This window comes from Stutzerimonas chloritidismutans (assembly GCF_038562055.1).
Taxonomy (GTDB): Bacteria; Pseudomonadota; Gammaproteobacteria; order Pseudomonadales; family Pseudomonadaceae; genus Stutzerimonas; species Stutzerimonas chloritidismutans_A.
On the sequence record NZ_JBCFXD010000012.1, the window covers coordinates 38,501 to 52,626 of the forward strand.

The 14,126-nt window shown below is 62.6% G+C and carries 14 protein-coding genes; 7 read left to right on the forward strand and 7 right to left on the reverse strand.

Annotation, left to right across the window (positions count from 1 at the left end; translation table 11 throughout):
• Nucleotides 1–10 precede the first annotated feature (10 nt).
• From fliR to flhA, 3 genes are read left to right on the forward strand one after another with little or no spacing between them, the layout of a single operon-like run.
• Nucleotides 11–790 (forward strand): flagellar biosynthetic protein FliR, encoded by a 780-nt coding sequence (fliR, locus tag AAGW23_RS17190; RefSeq protein ID WP_342407633.1) that lies wholly within the window; start codon nucleotides 11–13, stop codon nucleotides 788–790.
• A complete protein-coding gene (gene flhB, locus AAGW23_RS17195; protein WP_342407555.1) occupies nucleotides 783–1,922 on the forward strand; it encodes a flagellar biosynthesis protein FlhB in 1,140 nt (379 codons plus the stop codon). Before fliR ends, flhB begins: the two co-directional genes overlap by 8 nt.
• Entirely contained in the window at nucleotides 1,919–4,015 is a 2,097-nt protein-coding gene (gene flhA / locus AAGW23_RS17200; RefSeq protein WP_342407556.1) for a flagellar biosynthesis protein FlhA, read from the forward strand. Before flhB ends, flhA begins: the two co-directional genes overlap by 4 nt.
• 213 nt (nucleotides 4,016–4,228) lie before the next feature.
• Here flhA and AAGW23_RS17205 read toward each other — a convergent pair whose 3' ends face one another.
• Nucleotides 4,229–4,924, reverse strand: coding sequence for a dienelactone hydrolase family protein (locus AAGW23_RS17205; RefSeq protein WP_342407557.1), 696 nt, complete (start codon nucleotides 4,922–4,924; stop codon nucleotides 4,229–4,231).
• 254 nt (nucleotides 4,925–5,178) lie between these two features.
• On the opposite strand from AAGW23_RS17205, the gene AAGW23_RS17210 reads away from it, so the two are divergent.
• A complete protein-coding gene (locus AAGW23_RS17210; protein ID WP_342407558.1) occupies nucleotides 5,179–6,495 on the forward strand; it encodes an MFS transporter in 1,317 nt (438 codons plus the stop codon).
• Here AAGW23_RS17210 and AAGW23_RS17215 read toward each other — a convergent pair.
• Nucleotides 6,492–6,827 (reverse strand): PilZ domain-containing protein, encoded by a 336-nt coding sequence (locus AAGW23_RS17215; protein WP_102837165.1) that lies wholly within the window; start codon nucleotides 6,825–6,827, stop codon nucleotides 6,492–6,494. The two genes, AAGW23_RS17210 and AAGW23_RS17215, sit on opposite strands and share 4 nt — an antisense overlap.
• 178 nt (nucleotides 6,828–7,005) lie before the next feature.
• Entirely contained in the window at nucleotides 7,006–7,224 is a 219-nt protein-coding gene (locus AAGW23_RS17220) for a hypothetical protein (protein WP_342407559.1), read from the reverse strand.
• A gap of 189 nt (nucleotides 7,225–7,413) precedes the next feature.
• Between AAGW23_RS17220 and AAGW23_RS17225 the strand changes: the two genes are divergently transcribed.
• Nucleotides 7,414–8,862, forward strand: coding sequence for an iron-containing redox enzyme family protein (locus AAGW23_RS17225; protein WP_342407560.1), 1,449 nt, complete (start codon nucleotides 7,414–7,416; stop codon nucleotides 8,860–8,862).
• 24 nt (nucleotides 8,863–8,886) lie between these two features.
• Nucleotides 8,887–9,834: a class I SAM-dependent methyltransferase gene (locus AAGW23_RS17230; RefSeq protein WP_342407561.1), complete on the forward strand. Its 948-nt coding sequence runs from the start codon at nucleotides 8,887–8,889 to the stop codon at nucleotides 9,832–9,834.
• A gap of 43 nt (nucleotides 9,835–9,877) precedes the next feature.
• Here the strand turns inward: AAGW23_RS17230 and AAGW23_RS17235 are convergent, their stop codons facing one another.
• The 3 genes from AAGW23_RS17235 to AAGW23_RS17245 all read right to left on the reverse strand — a co-directional run bounded on the left by AAGW23_RS17235 (nucleotide 9,878) and on the right by AAGW23_RS17245 (nucleotide 12,839).
• Nucleotides 9,878–10,810, reverse strand: a complete 933-nt coding sequence (locus AAGW23_RS17235; RefSeq protein WP_342407562.1) for an AEC family transporter — start codon at nucleotides 10,808–10,810, stop codon at nucleotides 9,878–9,880.
• Nucleotides 10,811–11,017: 207 nt separating this feature from the next.
• Nucleotides 11,018–11,542: a transcriptional regulator gene (locus AAGW23_RS17240; RefSeq protein ID WP_342407563.1), complete on the reverse strand. Its 525-nt coding sequence runs from the start codon at nucleotides 11,540–11,542 to the stop codon at nucleotides 11,018–11,020.
• 124 nt (nucleotides 11,543–11,666) lie between these two features.
• Nucleotides 11,667–12,839 carry a zinc-dependent alcohol dehydrogenase gene (locus AAGW23_RS17245; RefSeq protein ID WP_342407564.1) on the reverse strand — a complete coding sequence of 391 codons (1,173 nt, stop codon included), beginning with the start codon at nucleotides 12,837–12,839 and terminating at the stop codon, nucleotides 11,667–11,669.
• On the opposite strand from AAGW23_RS17245, the gene AAGW23_RS17250 reads away from it, so the two are divergent.
• Complete coding sequence (locus AAGW23_RS17250; protein WP_342407565.1) at nucleotides 12,839–13,075, forward strand: hypothetical protein; 237 nt, start codon at nucleotides 12,839–12,841, stop codon at nucleotides 13,073–13,075. The genes AAGW23_RS17245 and AAGW23_RS17250 overlap by 1 nt on opposite strands.
• A 134-nt stretch (nucleotides 13,076–13,209) precedes the next feature.
• Here the strand turns inward: AAGW23_RS17250 and AAGW23_RS17255 are convergent, their stop codons facing one another.
• Nucleotides 13,210–14,070, reverse strand: a complete 861-nt coding sequence (locus tag AAGW23_RS17255; RefSeq protein WP_342407566.1) for an SDR family NAD(P)-dependent oxidoreductase — start codon at nucleotides 14,068–14,070, stop codon at nucleotides 13,210–13,212.
• Nucleotides 14,071–14,126: the final 56 nt, after the last annotated feature.

Consider the following 14,126-nt stretch of genomic DNA (forward strand, 5'->3'; position numbering starts at 1 on the left):
CGAACCCATCATGCAGGCCGGTCAGTACCTGCAGTCGCTGCTGGGCTACTGGTGGCCGTTCTGCCGGATCATGGCGGTGTTCAGCCTGGCGCCGATGTTCAGCCACAAATCGCTGAGCATCCGCGTGCGGGTGTTGCTGGCCATGGCCCTGACGGTCGTGCTCACCGCCGCCCTGCCGCCAACCGCCCCCATCGACCCGCTGTCGATGAAAGGCATCCTCACGGCGCTGGAGCAGATCGCCATGGGCCTGCTGCTGGGCGTGGCGCTGATGCTGGTGTTCACCGTATTTACCCTGATCGGCGACATCGTCTCGACCCAGCTGGGACTGTCCATGGCGGTGTTCAACGACCCCATGAACGGTGTGTCGTCGGCCTCGATCGTCTATCAGCTGTATTTCATCCTGCTGGCGCTGCTGTTCTTCGCCACTGACGGCCACCTGGTGGTCGTTACCATCATCTATCAGAGCTTCATCTTCTGGCCGATCGGCAGCGGCATCCACTTCGACGGCCTGCAGACCATCGCCCTGTCCCTGAGCTGGGTGATTTCCGCCGCGCTATTGATCGCCCTGCCGATCGTCTTTTGCATGACGCTGGTGCAGTTCTGCTTTGGCCTGCTCAATCGTATTTCGCCGGCGATGAACCTGTTCTCGCTGGGCTTTCCCATGGCAATCATCGCCGGACTGACGCTGATCTACCTGACCCTGCCGAACCTGTCGGAAGCCTACCTGCACCTGACCCGCGAGCTGTTGAGCAATATCGGCGAGATTCTGCGGAGCAGCCGTGATGTCTGAGCAGAACAGCAGCCAGGAAAAAACTGAAGAGGCCTCCGAACAGAAGCTCAAGAAGAGTCGCGACGATGGCCAGGTCACCCGCTCCAAGGACGTCGCCACCACCGTCTCGCTGTTGGCCACGCTATTGGTGCTCAAATTCAGCTTCGGCTTCTTTTTCGATGGCCTGCAGCAGGCGTTCACCTACTCGTACATCGACTTCCACAAAAGCGAAATCACCGTCGATGACTTGCAGCTGATCCTCACCCACAATCTCTTGGTGTTCATCAGCGTGCTGCTGCCGTTGCTGGTGACACCGATTCTGGTGATTGCCTTCGCTCTGGTGCCGGGCGGCTGGGTGTTCGCCTCGAAGAACTTCGCGCCCAAGTTCAGCAAGCTCAACCCCATTACCGGCCTGGGCCGGATGGTGGGCGCGCAGAACTGGACCGAACTGCTCAAGTCTCTGCTGAAAATCACCGCCCTGCTCGGCATCGCCGTCGGTCAGCTGTATTACGCCGCGCCCAAGCTGATCGCCCTGCAGCGCAGCGATATCAGTAACGCCATTGGCAGCGCTTTCTCGCTGACGTTCGATCTGGCCATCGCGCTACTGATGGTGTTTTTGCTGTTTTCGCTGATCGATATCCCGCTGCAGCGCTTCTTCTTCCTGAAAAAAATGCGCATGACCAAGCAGGAGCGCAAGGAAGAACACAAGAACCAGGAAGGTCGCCCGGAGGTGAAGGCGCGCATCAAGCAGCTGCAGCGGCAGCTGGCCCAGCGACAGATCAGCCGGGTAATCAAGGATGCCGACGTGGTGATCGTCAACCCGACGCACTACGCGGTGGCGCTCAAGTACGACCCGAAGAAGGCCGAAACACCTTTCGTCATCGCGCGTGGTGTCGATGAAACGGCGCTGTACATCCGCAAGCTGGCCCAGGCCAATAACCTGGAAGTGGTCGAGCTGCCACCGCTGGCACGGGCGATCTACTTCAGCACCCAGGTCAACCAGCAGATTCCGGCGCCCCTCTACACCGCGGTGGCCCATGTACTGACCTACATCCTCCAGCTCAAGGCCTGGAAGCAGGGCCGCCGGGCCAAGCCCAAGCTGGCCAGCGACATCCATATTCCCGAAGAACTGTTCAACCGAGCCCGATCATGAATTTGATTCAGAAACTGACGCCGACCTTCAGCAGCGGACGGATTGGGATCCCGCTGATCATCCTGTCGATTCTGGCGATGATCATTCTGCCGCTGCCGCCGCAGCTGCTGGACGTGCTGTTCACCTTCAACATCGCCATGTCGATTCTGGTGCTGCTGGTCAGCGTGTCATCGAAGAGTCCGCTGGATTTCTCGCTGTTCCCAACGGTGATCCTGATCACCACGCTGATGCGCCTGACGCTCAACGTCGCGTCCACGCGGGTGGTGCTGCTTGAGGGTCATACCGGCACGGGCGCGGCAGGTAAGGTAATTGAAGCCTTTGGTGAGGTGGTCATCGGCGGCAACTTCATCGTCGGCTTGGTGGTGTTCATCATCCTGATGATCATCAACTTCATCGTCATCACCAAGGGCGGCGAGCGGATCTCGGAAGTGACCGCGCGCTTCACCCTGGACGCCCTGCCGGGCAAGCAAATGGCCATCGACGCCGACCTCAACGCAGGGCTGGTGACCAACGAAGAAGCCAAGGCGCGCCGCCAGGAAGTGGCCAAGGAAGCCGACTTCTACGGCGCGATGGACGGCGCCTCGAAGTTCGTTCGCGGCGATGCCATCGCTGGCATCCTGATCCTGCTGATCAACCTCTTCGGCGGCTTTGCCATCGGTGTCTTCGTCCATGAATTGGCGGCCGGCGAAGCCTTCAAGCAGTACGCCCTGCTGACCATTGGTGACGGCCTGGTCGCGCAGATTCCGGCGCTGCTCCTTTCCACCGCGGCAGCAATCATCGTCACCCGGATCAACGAATCCAGCGACATCACCAGCCAGGTTCAGCGCCAGCTGCTGGCCAATCCGGCTTCGCTGTACACCGTAGCCGGCATTCTTTTCGTGCTCGGCCTGGTGCCGGGCATGCCGCACCTGGCGTTCATCGGCTTTGCCGCACTGATTGGCTTCATTGGCTGGCGGGTGTCGCTGCACGAGCCGCCTGCTGCTGGCGCTGACCTGAAGGAAATCCAGGCCATCGGCCAGGCGATGGACAAGGAAAAGGCGCAGACGCTGGCCTGGGAAGACATCCCGCTGGTCGAGCGTTTGTCGATCTCGCTGGGCTACAAGCTGGTCGGGTTGGTCAACGAAGCCTCAGGTGCGCCATTGCCGGCGCGGGTGCGTGGCGTGCGCCAAACACTGTCCGAGCATCTGGGCTTTCTGCTGCCGGAAGTGCAAATCCGCGACAGCCTGCGGCTCAAGGCTTCGCAATACGACATCTACATCAACGGCGAGAAGATCGACGGCGCCGAACTGCACGCCGACCGCCTGATGGCCATTCCGTCGCCGGAGTTATACGGCGAGATCGACGGCATTCTCGGTACCGACCCGGCCTACCGCATGCAGGTAGTCTGGATTCAGCCGTCGGACAAATCGCGCGCGCTGAACTTGGGTTATCAGGTCATTGACTGCGCCAGCGTGGTCGCCACCCACCTGAACAAGGTGATACGCGAGCACCTGCCGGACCTGTTCAAGCACGACGATGTCGAGCATCTGATGCAGCGCCTGACGCTGCAGGCCCCGAAGCTCGCCGAAAGCCTGAAGAATGCCCTGAGCTATACCCAGCAGATGCGTGTGTACCGCCAGTTATTGCTGGAAGAGGTGCCGCTGCGCGACATCGAAACCATCGCCAGTACCCTGCTCGAATGCAGCGAAACCACCAAGGACTCGGTGCTGCTGGCGGCCGATGTGCGTTATGCCCTGCGCCGCAGCATCGTCTCAATGATTGCCGGTGATCGTCGCGAACTGGCGGTGTTCGTGCTGGAAAACGCACTGGAGAACACGCTGCTAAATGCCCTGGCGATTGCCCAGCAAGCCGGGCAGGTGAGCCTGGACAACATTCCGGTGGAGCCGAGTCTGCTCAACCAGCTGCAGAACAGCATGCCGGTGGTGAAGGAAAAGCTGCGCAAGGATGGCCACCCGCCGATCCTCACCGTGATGCCACAGCTGCGGCCGCTGCTGTCGCGCTACGCACGGGTGTTCAGCCCCGGTTTGCACGTATTGTCTCAGAACGAGATTCCGGATCGGGTCGGGGTAAACATTCTCGGCACGCTGGGTTAACCGGTTGAAACCTTGGCCCGTCGAGTGACGGCCCAAGGGGCGCCCAGCTTCGTGCGGCCTGTCAGCGGCCCAAGGGGTGCGGGGAGGCGATCCCGCTCCCTGTCCGAGCTGCTTTTGTAGGAGCGACCTTGTTCGCGATCAAGGGCCCCTTGGCGGCTGCAGGTCGCACCCAGAGCTTGCTCCCACAGGGCAAACACGGGCCGTCAGGATTGCTCAGAGATTCTCGGCCAGGAACACCAAGCTGCGCCCATGGGCCAGCGCCGCAGCGTTCTGGTTGTACATGGGCCGTGCCCAGCAGTTGAAGCCGTGATCGACGCCCGGGTAGGTCTCGATCTGCGCCTGACCGACCTGGGCCATTTTTTCCTGCACGGCAGCTACCGCGTCGGAGTCGATGTGGTCGTCTTCTTCGGCGAAGTGGAACAGTGTCGGACAGGTGATCCGCTCGGCTTGGTCCAGGCGTTTCTCGATGCTGCCGGGGTAATAGCAAACCGCCACATCGACGCTTGCGTTGGCCGCGCTCAAGAACGACAGCACGCCGCCCATGCAATAGCCCACCGACGCCACGCGGCCGTTACAGTCATCGCGCCCGCGCAGCAGCTCGACGCTGCGCCGTAGATCGTCGATTGCCAGGTCGAAATCCAGCGACTGCATCAGCGAGAACGCCTGCTCCCAGTCATCCTCGCCATAACCGAGCTGGACGCCGGGCTCGCTGCGCCAGAACAGGTCCGGGGCCACCACCACGTAACCGTCGGAGGCGTACTGATCGGCGACCGACCGGATGTGCTCGTTCACACCGAAGATTTCCTGAATGAGCACGATGCCGGGGCCATGACCGGCTGGTGGCAGCGCCAGATAGCCTTTGAAGGTCTTGCCGTCTTGCGCGGGAATGTCGATCCACTGTGAAGTCATGCCTGTCTCCGTTGGGTGGCGAGTTGCCGGACAATTTCAGGCGCATCGAAGCGCGCCGGTCGAACAGGTGCGACAGGCACAAATGAGGCGAGTTCGCGCGGGCTCGTGCTGTGACGCTATGCCCGCCTGTCATCACGGCAGAGGCGAGGAGGAACATTCCGTCGCGCGCCTTGGGTCAGAGGTTCTGACTCGACAGCCCGGCTCCATTAACATGCCGGGCTTGCTTGCCCCCCTTACCAACACGGAGACGACCGATGCCCCAGGCGCCCGCGCCCGACGTTCATGACCTTGGCGGCGAGCCGAATGACCCGCGTCTTTACCGAAAGATCGCCTGGCGGCTGATCCCGTTTCTCTGCTTCTGCTACCTGGCGGCCTATCTGGACCGCATCAATGTCGGCTTCGCCAAGTTGCAGATGGCCGAACAGCTGCAGCTCAGTGAAACGGCGTTCGGCCTCGGGGCGGGGCTGTTTTTCGCCGGCTACATCCTATTCGAAGTGCCCAGCAACCTGATCCTCAAGCGCGTCGGTGCGCGGGTCTGGATCGCGCGGATCATGATCACCTGGGGCGTACTGTCGGCCTGCACCATGACGGTCACCACACCTAACCAGTTTTATGTGGTGCGTTTTCTCTTGGGTATCGCCGAAGCGGGCTTTCTGCCGGGTGTGCTGTATTACCTGACGTTGTGGTTTCCGACCTATCGGCGTGGGCGGATCATCGCGCTGTTCATGATCGGGTTACCGCTGTCCAGCGTGATCGGCGCGCCCTTGTCCGGCTGGATTCTCGGTGCCTTCGATCAGGTTCAGGGCCTGCGCGGCTGGCAATGGCTGTTCCTGCTCGAGGGCATTCCCAGCGTGCTGCTCGGACTGCTGGCGCTGCGCCTGTTGCCCGACAGCCCGAAGCACGCCGGCTGGCTGAACATCACCGAGCAGGGTCAGGTGCTGCGCGACCTGGCCGTCGACGAGGCGCAGAGCCCGGCCAGCGGCGAAACCTTCCGCCAGGGCTTCTTCAACCTCAAGGTGTGGATGCTCGGCGGCATCGATTTCGCGATCTTGCTGAGCGCCTATGCGCTGGGCTTCTGGATGCCGACCTTTATCCGCAATGCCGGTGTCAGTGATGTTTCAGAGATCGGCCTGCTGACGGCAGTGCCCAGCATCGCCGCGGTGATTGGCATGCTGGTGCTCGGCGCCAGTTCCGACCGCTTCCGCGAGCGGCGCTGGCACATCATCCTGCCGTTCTGGATCGGCGCCGCCGCCATGGCCAGCAGTACCGCCTTCACCGACAACGTGATGGCAACGGTGCTGCTGTTCTCCATCGCCCAGGCCGCGATCATTGGCGCGGTTCCGGTGTTCTTCAGCCTGCCGGCGACCTTTCTCACCGGCACCGCGGCGGCGACCGGCTTTGCCCTGGCCTGCTCACTGGCGAACATCGCCGGGCTGGTCAGCAATACGCTGATCGGCCTTACGCTCGACCTCACCGGGGAAAGCGGTGCGGCACTCTGGTTTTTCGCGGCGTGTCTGGTGCTCGGCTCGCTGCTGGTGATTGCGCTGCCGGCAAAGGTGGTCAATCGCTAGTCGCGCCGCCTGGGCATCAGCTCACCAATCAGCCGGGTGTATTCATCACTTGGCCGGTCCAGGGAGAAGCCCATTTCGAAACTGTCACGGCGGGAATCCTTGCGTACCCACTGGCACAGCACCACGACCTGCACTTCACGGGTTCGATCGCCAACGGTGGGCACGTGCAGGCACATTTCGTAGCAGCCGTTCACGCCCAGGGGCTGCTTCGCGACCAGACGCAGCCCGCCCATCGACAGGTCGGCCACGTAACCCATGGGGTCGCCGCTGAGGCGATTGGTGACCTGAATACGGCTGAGATGGCGAAAAGTGAGTCGGCTGTGTTGGCGCATGACGAGGCTCTGGCAGTCCTGTATTCCGCAGTACTGCAGCAGAGAGCGTGCTCCCCGGCATGACGGCATGCGGTGTACCTACAGCCTGCAAGCGACCGAAACACAGCAGAAGTTAAGGAGCTATCCATCTTTTTTTTTCAGCTAGCGGAGCGAGGCCGAACTTCCGCTCCGCCGTTGCTCAGCGCTCGGGGCGGTCCTGCTTGTTGCGCTTGAGCGCCTCTTCCTCGCTGACATCATCGGCCATGCCCGGCGGGACGTTGTAGGCGCCGCCTGGAACGTCGTCACGATAACCGCCAGCGGCTTCGCCATTGGTGGTTCTGCTCGCCTTGTCGACACGCTCCTCGTTGCGATCTTTGATCGTTTCCAGGTTTTCTTTGCCGCGTTCGGATTGATTCATGGGACCTCCGTCTGGTTGCACATTCGGACACCGCTCGGCATCCCCATAGGTTAGGAAGACGCGCGATCGCAGAAGTTGCATGCAGAGTTGTCGAGATGGCCGGCCATTCGGCAGACACGCTGAACTAATCCGGCCTGAAGACGGCCAAAAAATCATCTGGGGATTTCCCCACTGCCGCCGTGTGAATCTATGCAACTGACTCGAAGCCTGCCCGTCGATACCACGCCCGTGACATGCGAAGTGGCAGCGCCTTCCAGGGCGCTTTACTTTGCCCTGCTCGACGCTCCCGACGACACCGTCGTGCGCAACCGCGCCGCTGATTACCTCAATGCTCAGCTGGACGCCGCCTCCACGCTTTCCTGCGATCTGCCGCCAGATCCGACCGGGCTTGGGGACTGGCTGGACGCGCATACCGCGAGAATCGGCGGTCAGTACCAGGTCTACCTCGACGAACGTCGCGCCGGCGGGCCACGCCGATATTTCACCAGCAAGGCCCATGCACTGCATTTTCTGCGCGGCGTGGCGCCGACCAAGCTGGTCGATGGCGCTTGGCTCTATGGCCTGCTGCAACGCTGGGACGACGCGCGCTTCACCTCGCTGATCCAGACCTACTTGGAAGAACTGGGAGAAGGTCAGCCGGAAAAGAATCACGTGGTGCTTTACCGCAAGCTGCTCGCCGGCCAGGGCTGCGATGACTGGCAGAACCTGGACGATGACAACTTCGTCCAAGGGGCCATCCAGCTGGCACTGGCCGAGCACGCCGAGCAATTCCTGCCCGAGGTGATTGGTTTTAACCTCGGCTACGAACAGCTCCCGCTGCATCTCTTGATCAGCTCGTACGAGCTCACCGAGCTGGGCATTGATCCCTATTACTTTACCCTGCATGTGACGGTCGACAACGCCGACAACGGTCATGCGAAGAAGGCCATTCAGGGTTTGCTCGCCGCCTGGCCGCAGGTCGGCGACAGCCATGAGTTTTATCGCCGCGTCATGAACGGCTATCGGCTCAACGAGCTCGGCGCGAGCACGCTTTCGGTAATCGGTGGCTTCGAGCCCGAACAGGAAGTGATACGGGTGCTGGAAAAGAAGGCCGGCGTCGGCCAGTTCGTGCACTCCGATTACTGCCGCTTCGACGGGCGCACCGTGAACCAGTGGCTGGCTGAGCCCGAGCAGATCCCGCAATTCATCGAAACGCTGCAACGCCGTAGCTGGATCAAGCGCCACCAAGACCCGCAAAACAGCCGCTTCTGGCAACTGATTACCGGGGAACAGGGGCCGATGTTCGGCGTGTTCAGTGCTCATGAACAACAACTGATCCACGACTGGATCGCCGGCGACTGGCTCGCTGAGCAGCCAGCCACCCGCGGCAGACCGCACCCATCGTTGGCGCAACGCCAGGTGCCGTTCAATACCCGCCGGCGAGCGACAGCCGAGCGGCCGGCGAAGCCGGCACTGGTGCAGCAAGGCACGGCGGTCAGCGACTTCGATCAGGAAGCGTTGCTGCTCGAACAACAACTGACACAGCTGCCAACACGCGAGGCGCGCATGCGTCACCTGTTGCCGCTGCTGGCGCCGACCCGCCATCACAGCGCGGCTGGTCTGCTGGCCACCCGCATCTTTACTGGATTGTTCAACTGAGGCGAATTCGCCAGGGAACCTCACATGACCACGGAAACTGCCCAGGACCGCGCGCTGCTGCACCTGGCTCAGGCGCTGCGCGAGCGCGGTTACCACTTCATCACCCCCACGCCACTGACCCACGAACGGGTCAATGCTCGGGTGGAAAATCAGCTGGCGAACGATCTGGAGGGCGTGTTTGGCTGGAGCCGACCCTTCCAGCATGAGCTGTTGCCACCCGCAATTTTCAGCCTGATGGATCAAGCCGGCGTACTTGCACCTTGCGATTCACGCTGGCGCAGCCGCGTGCGGTTGTCGAGCCTCGATGGCCAGCTGTTCGTGCATTCGGCCTACCCCACCGACGCAACGGACGCGGTGTTTTTCGGCCCGGATACCTATCGGTTCGCCAATGCGATCCTGGCCCATCTGAACAACCACAAAGGGCAGATCGGGCGCGCGGTGGACATCGGCTGCGGCTCGGGTGCCGGCGCTATTCTCACAGCATTGGCTCGGCCTCAGGCAGAAGTCCTGGCGGTGGACATAAACCCGGCCGCGCTGCGCATGACCCGCACCAACGCAGCGCTCGCCGGAGCCGACAACCTCAAAGCCTGCCACAGCGATCTACTCAATGATGTCGACGGTGAATTCGACCTGATCCTGGCCAACCCCCCCTATCTTGTCGATCCTGACGAGCGCGCCTACCGCCACGGTGGTGGTCCCCTGGGCGCCGGGCTGTCCCTGGCGATTTTCGACGGTGCGCTGCAGCGCCTCGCTCCATGCGGGACGCTGCTGCTGTATACCGGCGTGGCGATGAAGGGCAATCAGGACCCGTTCCGCCGCGAGATCGAGCAACGCCTCGAAGGCCATGGTCTGGAATGGCGATACCGAGAAGTCGACCCCGACGTCTTCGGTGAGGAGCTGCTCGACGGCGCCTATACCGAGTGCGACCGCATCGCTGCGGTGGTGCTGGAAGTGACCCGCCCTGCGGCTTGACGCCGGCGCGCGGCCGGCTGCTCGATACCCTGCGGCTTTCCGCCTACACCGGCAGCAGCACCAGGCAGGCCGATAGGGTGATCAGCGAGCCGAGCGTCGATAGCAGTACAACGCGCGACACCCGCGACGCCTCGCGCCCGTAGAACTCAGCGAGCATGTAAGGCCCGGTGCCGGTGGGCAGCGCACTGAGCAACAGCGCCGAATAGGCCCATAGCGTCGGCAACTCGAAGACCTGAAAAGCCAGGAACCAGGTGATCAGCGGCTGAACCACCAGCTTGAGCGTAACCAGCGGCCATACCCCGCTGACCTTGTCGCCGGGCTGCGGCTGCGCAAGGAACAAGCCCAGCGAAACCAGCGCACAGGGCGCAGCCGCCGCACCCAGCAACTTCAGCAGTGTCGCCACCGGCACCGGCAGAGCCAACCCGCTCGCCGCCCACAAACCACCCAACATCGGCGCCACCACCAACGGGTTACGCAGCAGCGCGACGCTGACCTTGCGCAGCGTCCGGCTGAAGCCCTGCCCGGCGTGCAACCCGGTTTCCACGCACGCCAGCGCAATGGCGAACAGCACGCACACCACAATGATCGAAGCCACCATGGCCGGCTGCAGCGCTTCGTCACCCAGCACCAGCATGCACAGCGGAATGCCGATGTAACCGGTGTTGGCATAGGACGCCCCAAGCGCATCGAGACTGGCATCGGCCAGCGGCTGCTTTTGCAACAGTCGATAGCCGAGCGTAACGCCGAATACGCCAAGACAGCCCACCGAGAACGCCGTGATAAAGCCCGGCTGCCAGAGCTGTTCGAAGGTGGAATTGGCGACCACGCTGAACAGCAGCGCCGGCAACCCCAGCCAGACCACGAAACGATTGAGCTCGGAGGCGCCAGTAGGCCCCATGCGGCCAGTGCGGCGGCAGATAAAACCGAGGAATATCAGCGCAAAAACCGGCAGGATGACATTAACGACGGCGGACATGGACTCTCATCGGATGGTGACCGCCAGAGGGTGGGGGTATAAGGCGGGGTAGCAGACCTTAGCAAAAAATGGCTCATCGCATGCCGGGAGCCGGATCGTCACTCGACAGGCGAACAGGTATCGGCTGTGCGTTCAGCTTCAACGGCGATGAGCGAAACGTCCAACCGACACCCTGCCTTGCAAATTTGGCGACAACCTAGCCTCGATCTAATGCAACAACGTCGACACCGGATACCCGTTCGGCTCCGCCCGCCCTGCCGCGAACTCTGCTTCGACACGACCGCGCATGGCATCGGCGCCCTGGGGGAAGCCGCTGCGGTCGCTGTAATCCCACTCAGTGACCAGCTGACTTTCGCTTGCCAACGCCTTGGCACAGGACATATCCAACGCGGTGATGCCCGCCACAGCGCTGGCGGCGAGAGCCGCGTTGACCCGCTCAGTGCCTTTTTCGATGCTCAAGCCCAGACCTACAAGATCCAGCGCATCGCCGCCGATGCGGCCGTAGATCCACGGTTTGGGATCGTCGGTCAGCAACAGGCCGACGCCGGTGGCGATTTCCCGCGCACCGCAGGCGCGGATCAGACCCTCGCTGTCGGGCACGCCGAGAAAGCGGGCCAGCTTGCCCGGCATCAGCACTTCGGCCAGACCCAGCCCGATGCTGAACCAGCCGAGGCCACGCGCCAGCGTACGGGCGGAATGGTTGGTACGGGTGACACGATGGGGAACGCTCATGAAAATTCCTCCTCTGTAGCCGCCTCAGATGGCGAGCACGGCACTCTCGGGCCCTGTGAAAAGATCGCAAGCGATGACCAGGCAAGGCGGTTGGCCAAGCGCAGCCGTTTTCACAGGGTCTGGCTCAGGGTTTGAGAACGACCTTGATGCAACCGTCATGCTTGTCACGGAAGGTCTTGTACATCTCCGGCCCCTGCTCGAGGCTGACGCTGTGGGTAATGACGAAGGAGGGGTCGATCTGGCCGTCCTGAATGCGCTTGAGCAGATCGTCGGTCCAGCGATTGACGTGGGTCTGCCCCATGCGGAAGGTCAGGCCCTTGTTCATCGCCGCGCCAAAGGGGATCTTGTCGATCAGGCCGCCGTAGACGCCAGGAATAGAGAGAATGCCGGCCGGGCGACAGACATAGATCATTTCGCGCAGCACGTGCGGCCGGTCACTCTCCATCATCAGCGCCTGCTTGGCGCGGTCGTACATGGAGTCGATGGAGCGAGCGGCGTGTGCCTCCATGCCCACCGAATCGATGCATTTTTCCGGCCCCTTGCCGCGGGTCAGCTCCTTGAGCCGCTCGAGCACGCTTTCTTCGTCGAAATTGATGGTGATGGCGCCGCCGGCACGGGCCATCGACAGCCGCTCGGGCACGTTGTCGATGCTGATGACCTGTTCGGCGCCCATCATGATCGCGCTGCGGATGGCGAACTGGCCAACCGGCCCGGCGCCCCAGACGGCCACGGTGTCGGTGGGCTGGATGTCGCACTGCGCCGCGGCCTGCCAGCCGGTGGGCAGGATGTCGCCGAGAAACAGCACCTGCTCATCGGTCATGCCGTCGGGCACCACGACAGGCCCTACATCGGCATAGGGAACGCGAACGTATTCGGCCTGCCCGCCGGCATAGCCACCGGTGAGGTGGGTGTAGCCGTACAGCCCGGCGGTGGTATGGCCGAAGACCTTGTCAGCCACTTCCTTGTTGCGGTTGGTGCGCTCGCACACCGAGAAATTGCCGCGCCGGCATTGGTCGCACTCGCCACAAACGATGGTAAACGGCACCACCACGCGGTCGCCGACCTTGAGCTTCTTGCTCGCCGAGCCGACCTCCATCACCTCCCCCATGAACTCGTGGCCCATGATGTCGCCGTGCTGCATGCCAGGCATGAAGCCGTCGTACAGGTGCAGGTCGGAGCCACAGATGGCGCAGGACGACACCTTGATGATGGCATCGCGGGGGTCTTCAATCGAGGGGTCGGGTACGTGGTTGTCGCAACGAATATCGTGCTTACCGTGCCAGCGAAGGGCTCTCATTGGAAAAATCTCCTGCTTCGGTGTTCGAAAACGCCGCCGTGGTGGTTCTTCCTGATGATTTCGCCGCGCTGCGGCAGCTGCTCCTGACCCGACTGCTGCCATGCGGCAGGGTATACGGCGTGCGTGCTATCAGATCTTTGGTAAGCACGATGGCGGCAGAGTTGCGGCAAATGAAAACGAATCGGACAGGTCGCCGACGGGCTGTCATGCGCCCGAACGTGCCGGTGCTGCAGTGATGGCGATAGCGCCGATGCTCGATCACCTTTGCCCGGCCCGCCAAATCCAGGCCCTGGGGCCTTCACGAGCAAAAGGGTATGACGCCGCGCGGCGCGGTCTTATCACCGCGCCATCACGCCCGCGCCTTGGTCGCTCAGCCCTTGCCGGGGCGAATGGAGGCGTAGCCGTTGCGATAGCTGGGATACTGAGGCACCCACCCTAGGGCACGGGCGCGGGCGTTGCTGCAGCGTTTGCTGCCGGCGCGACGGGTCATCGTCTGTTCGGCCCATTGGGTAACACCCAGCCGTTCGCGCAGCCAGTCGACCACTTCGTGAAGGGGAGCCGGGTCGTCATCCACGCCGAGGTAGCAATCCTCCAGATCGCCACCGGCCAGATCGGTTTGTAGCAGACAGGCGAGCAATGCAGCCGCATCGTCACGATGAATGCGGTTGCTGTATTGCGGCGGATCGCGCTCGACCCGCAAACCCGAGCGCACCTGATTCTGCATCCACGGCCGCACCGGGTCATACAGCCCGGCCATGCGCACCCGCGTCGCCGGATAGCCGCACGCCAGCGCCAGCTGTTCCGCTTCGAGCATTACCTTGCCGGTGTAGCCAGTGGGCTCGGTCGCCGAAGTCTCATCAATCCACTCGCCCCCGCTCTGCGCGTAGACACCGGTGCTGGAAACAAAGAAAACGCGCTTCGGGCGCTGGCCCCGCTGCTCCAGCCAGCCAAGCGCATGGCGCAGGCCCTCGACGTAGGCCTGCCGATAACCGGGCTCGTCATGCTGATTGGCCGAGGCGGCATACACCAGGTAGTCCAGCTTGCCATTGGGCCAGCCGCGCGGCACCTCACTCGAGGCGAGGTCGCCACGTACCGGCAGGATCGGTACGGGTAGGCTCGCCGCCTGACGGCGCAGACCGTACACCGTCCAACCTGCGCGGCTCAGCTGCAGGCCGAGGCGAATACCGACATCGCCGCAGCCGGCGATCATTACAGAGGGTCGAGTTGCCATGGCGGTTGCTCCATAACCGATGCGGACCACCGATTCGGCCCGCCTATTATTGAGTG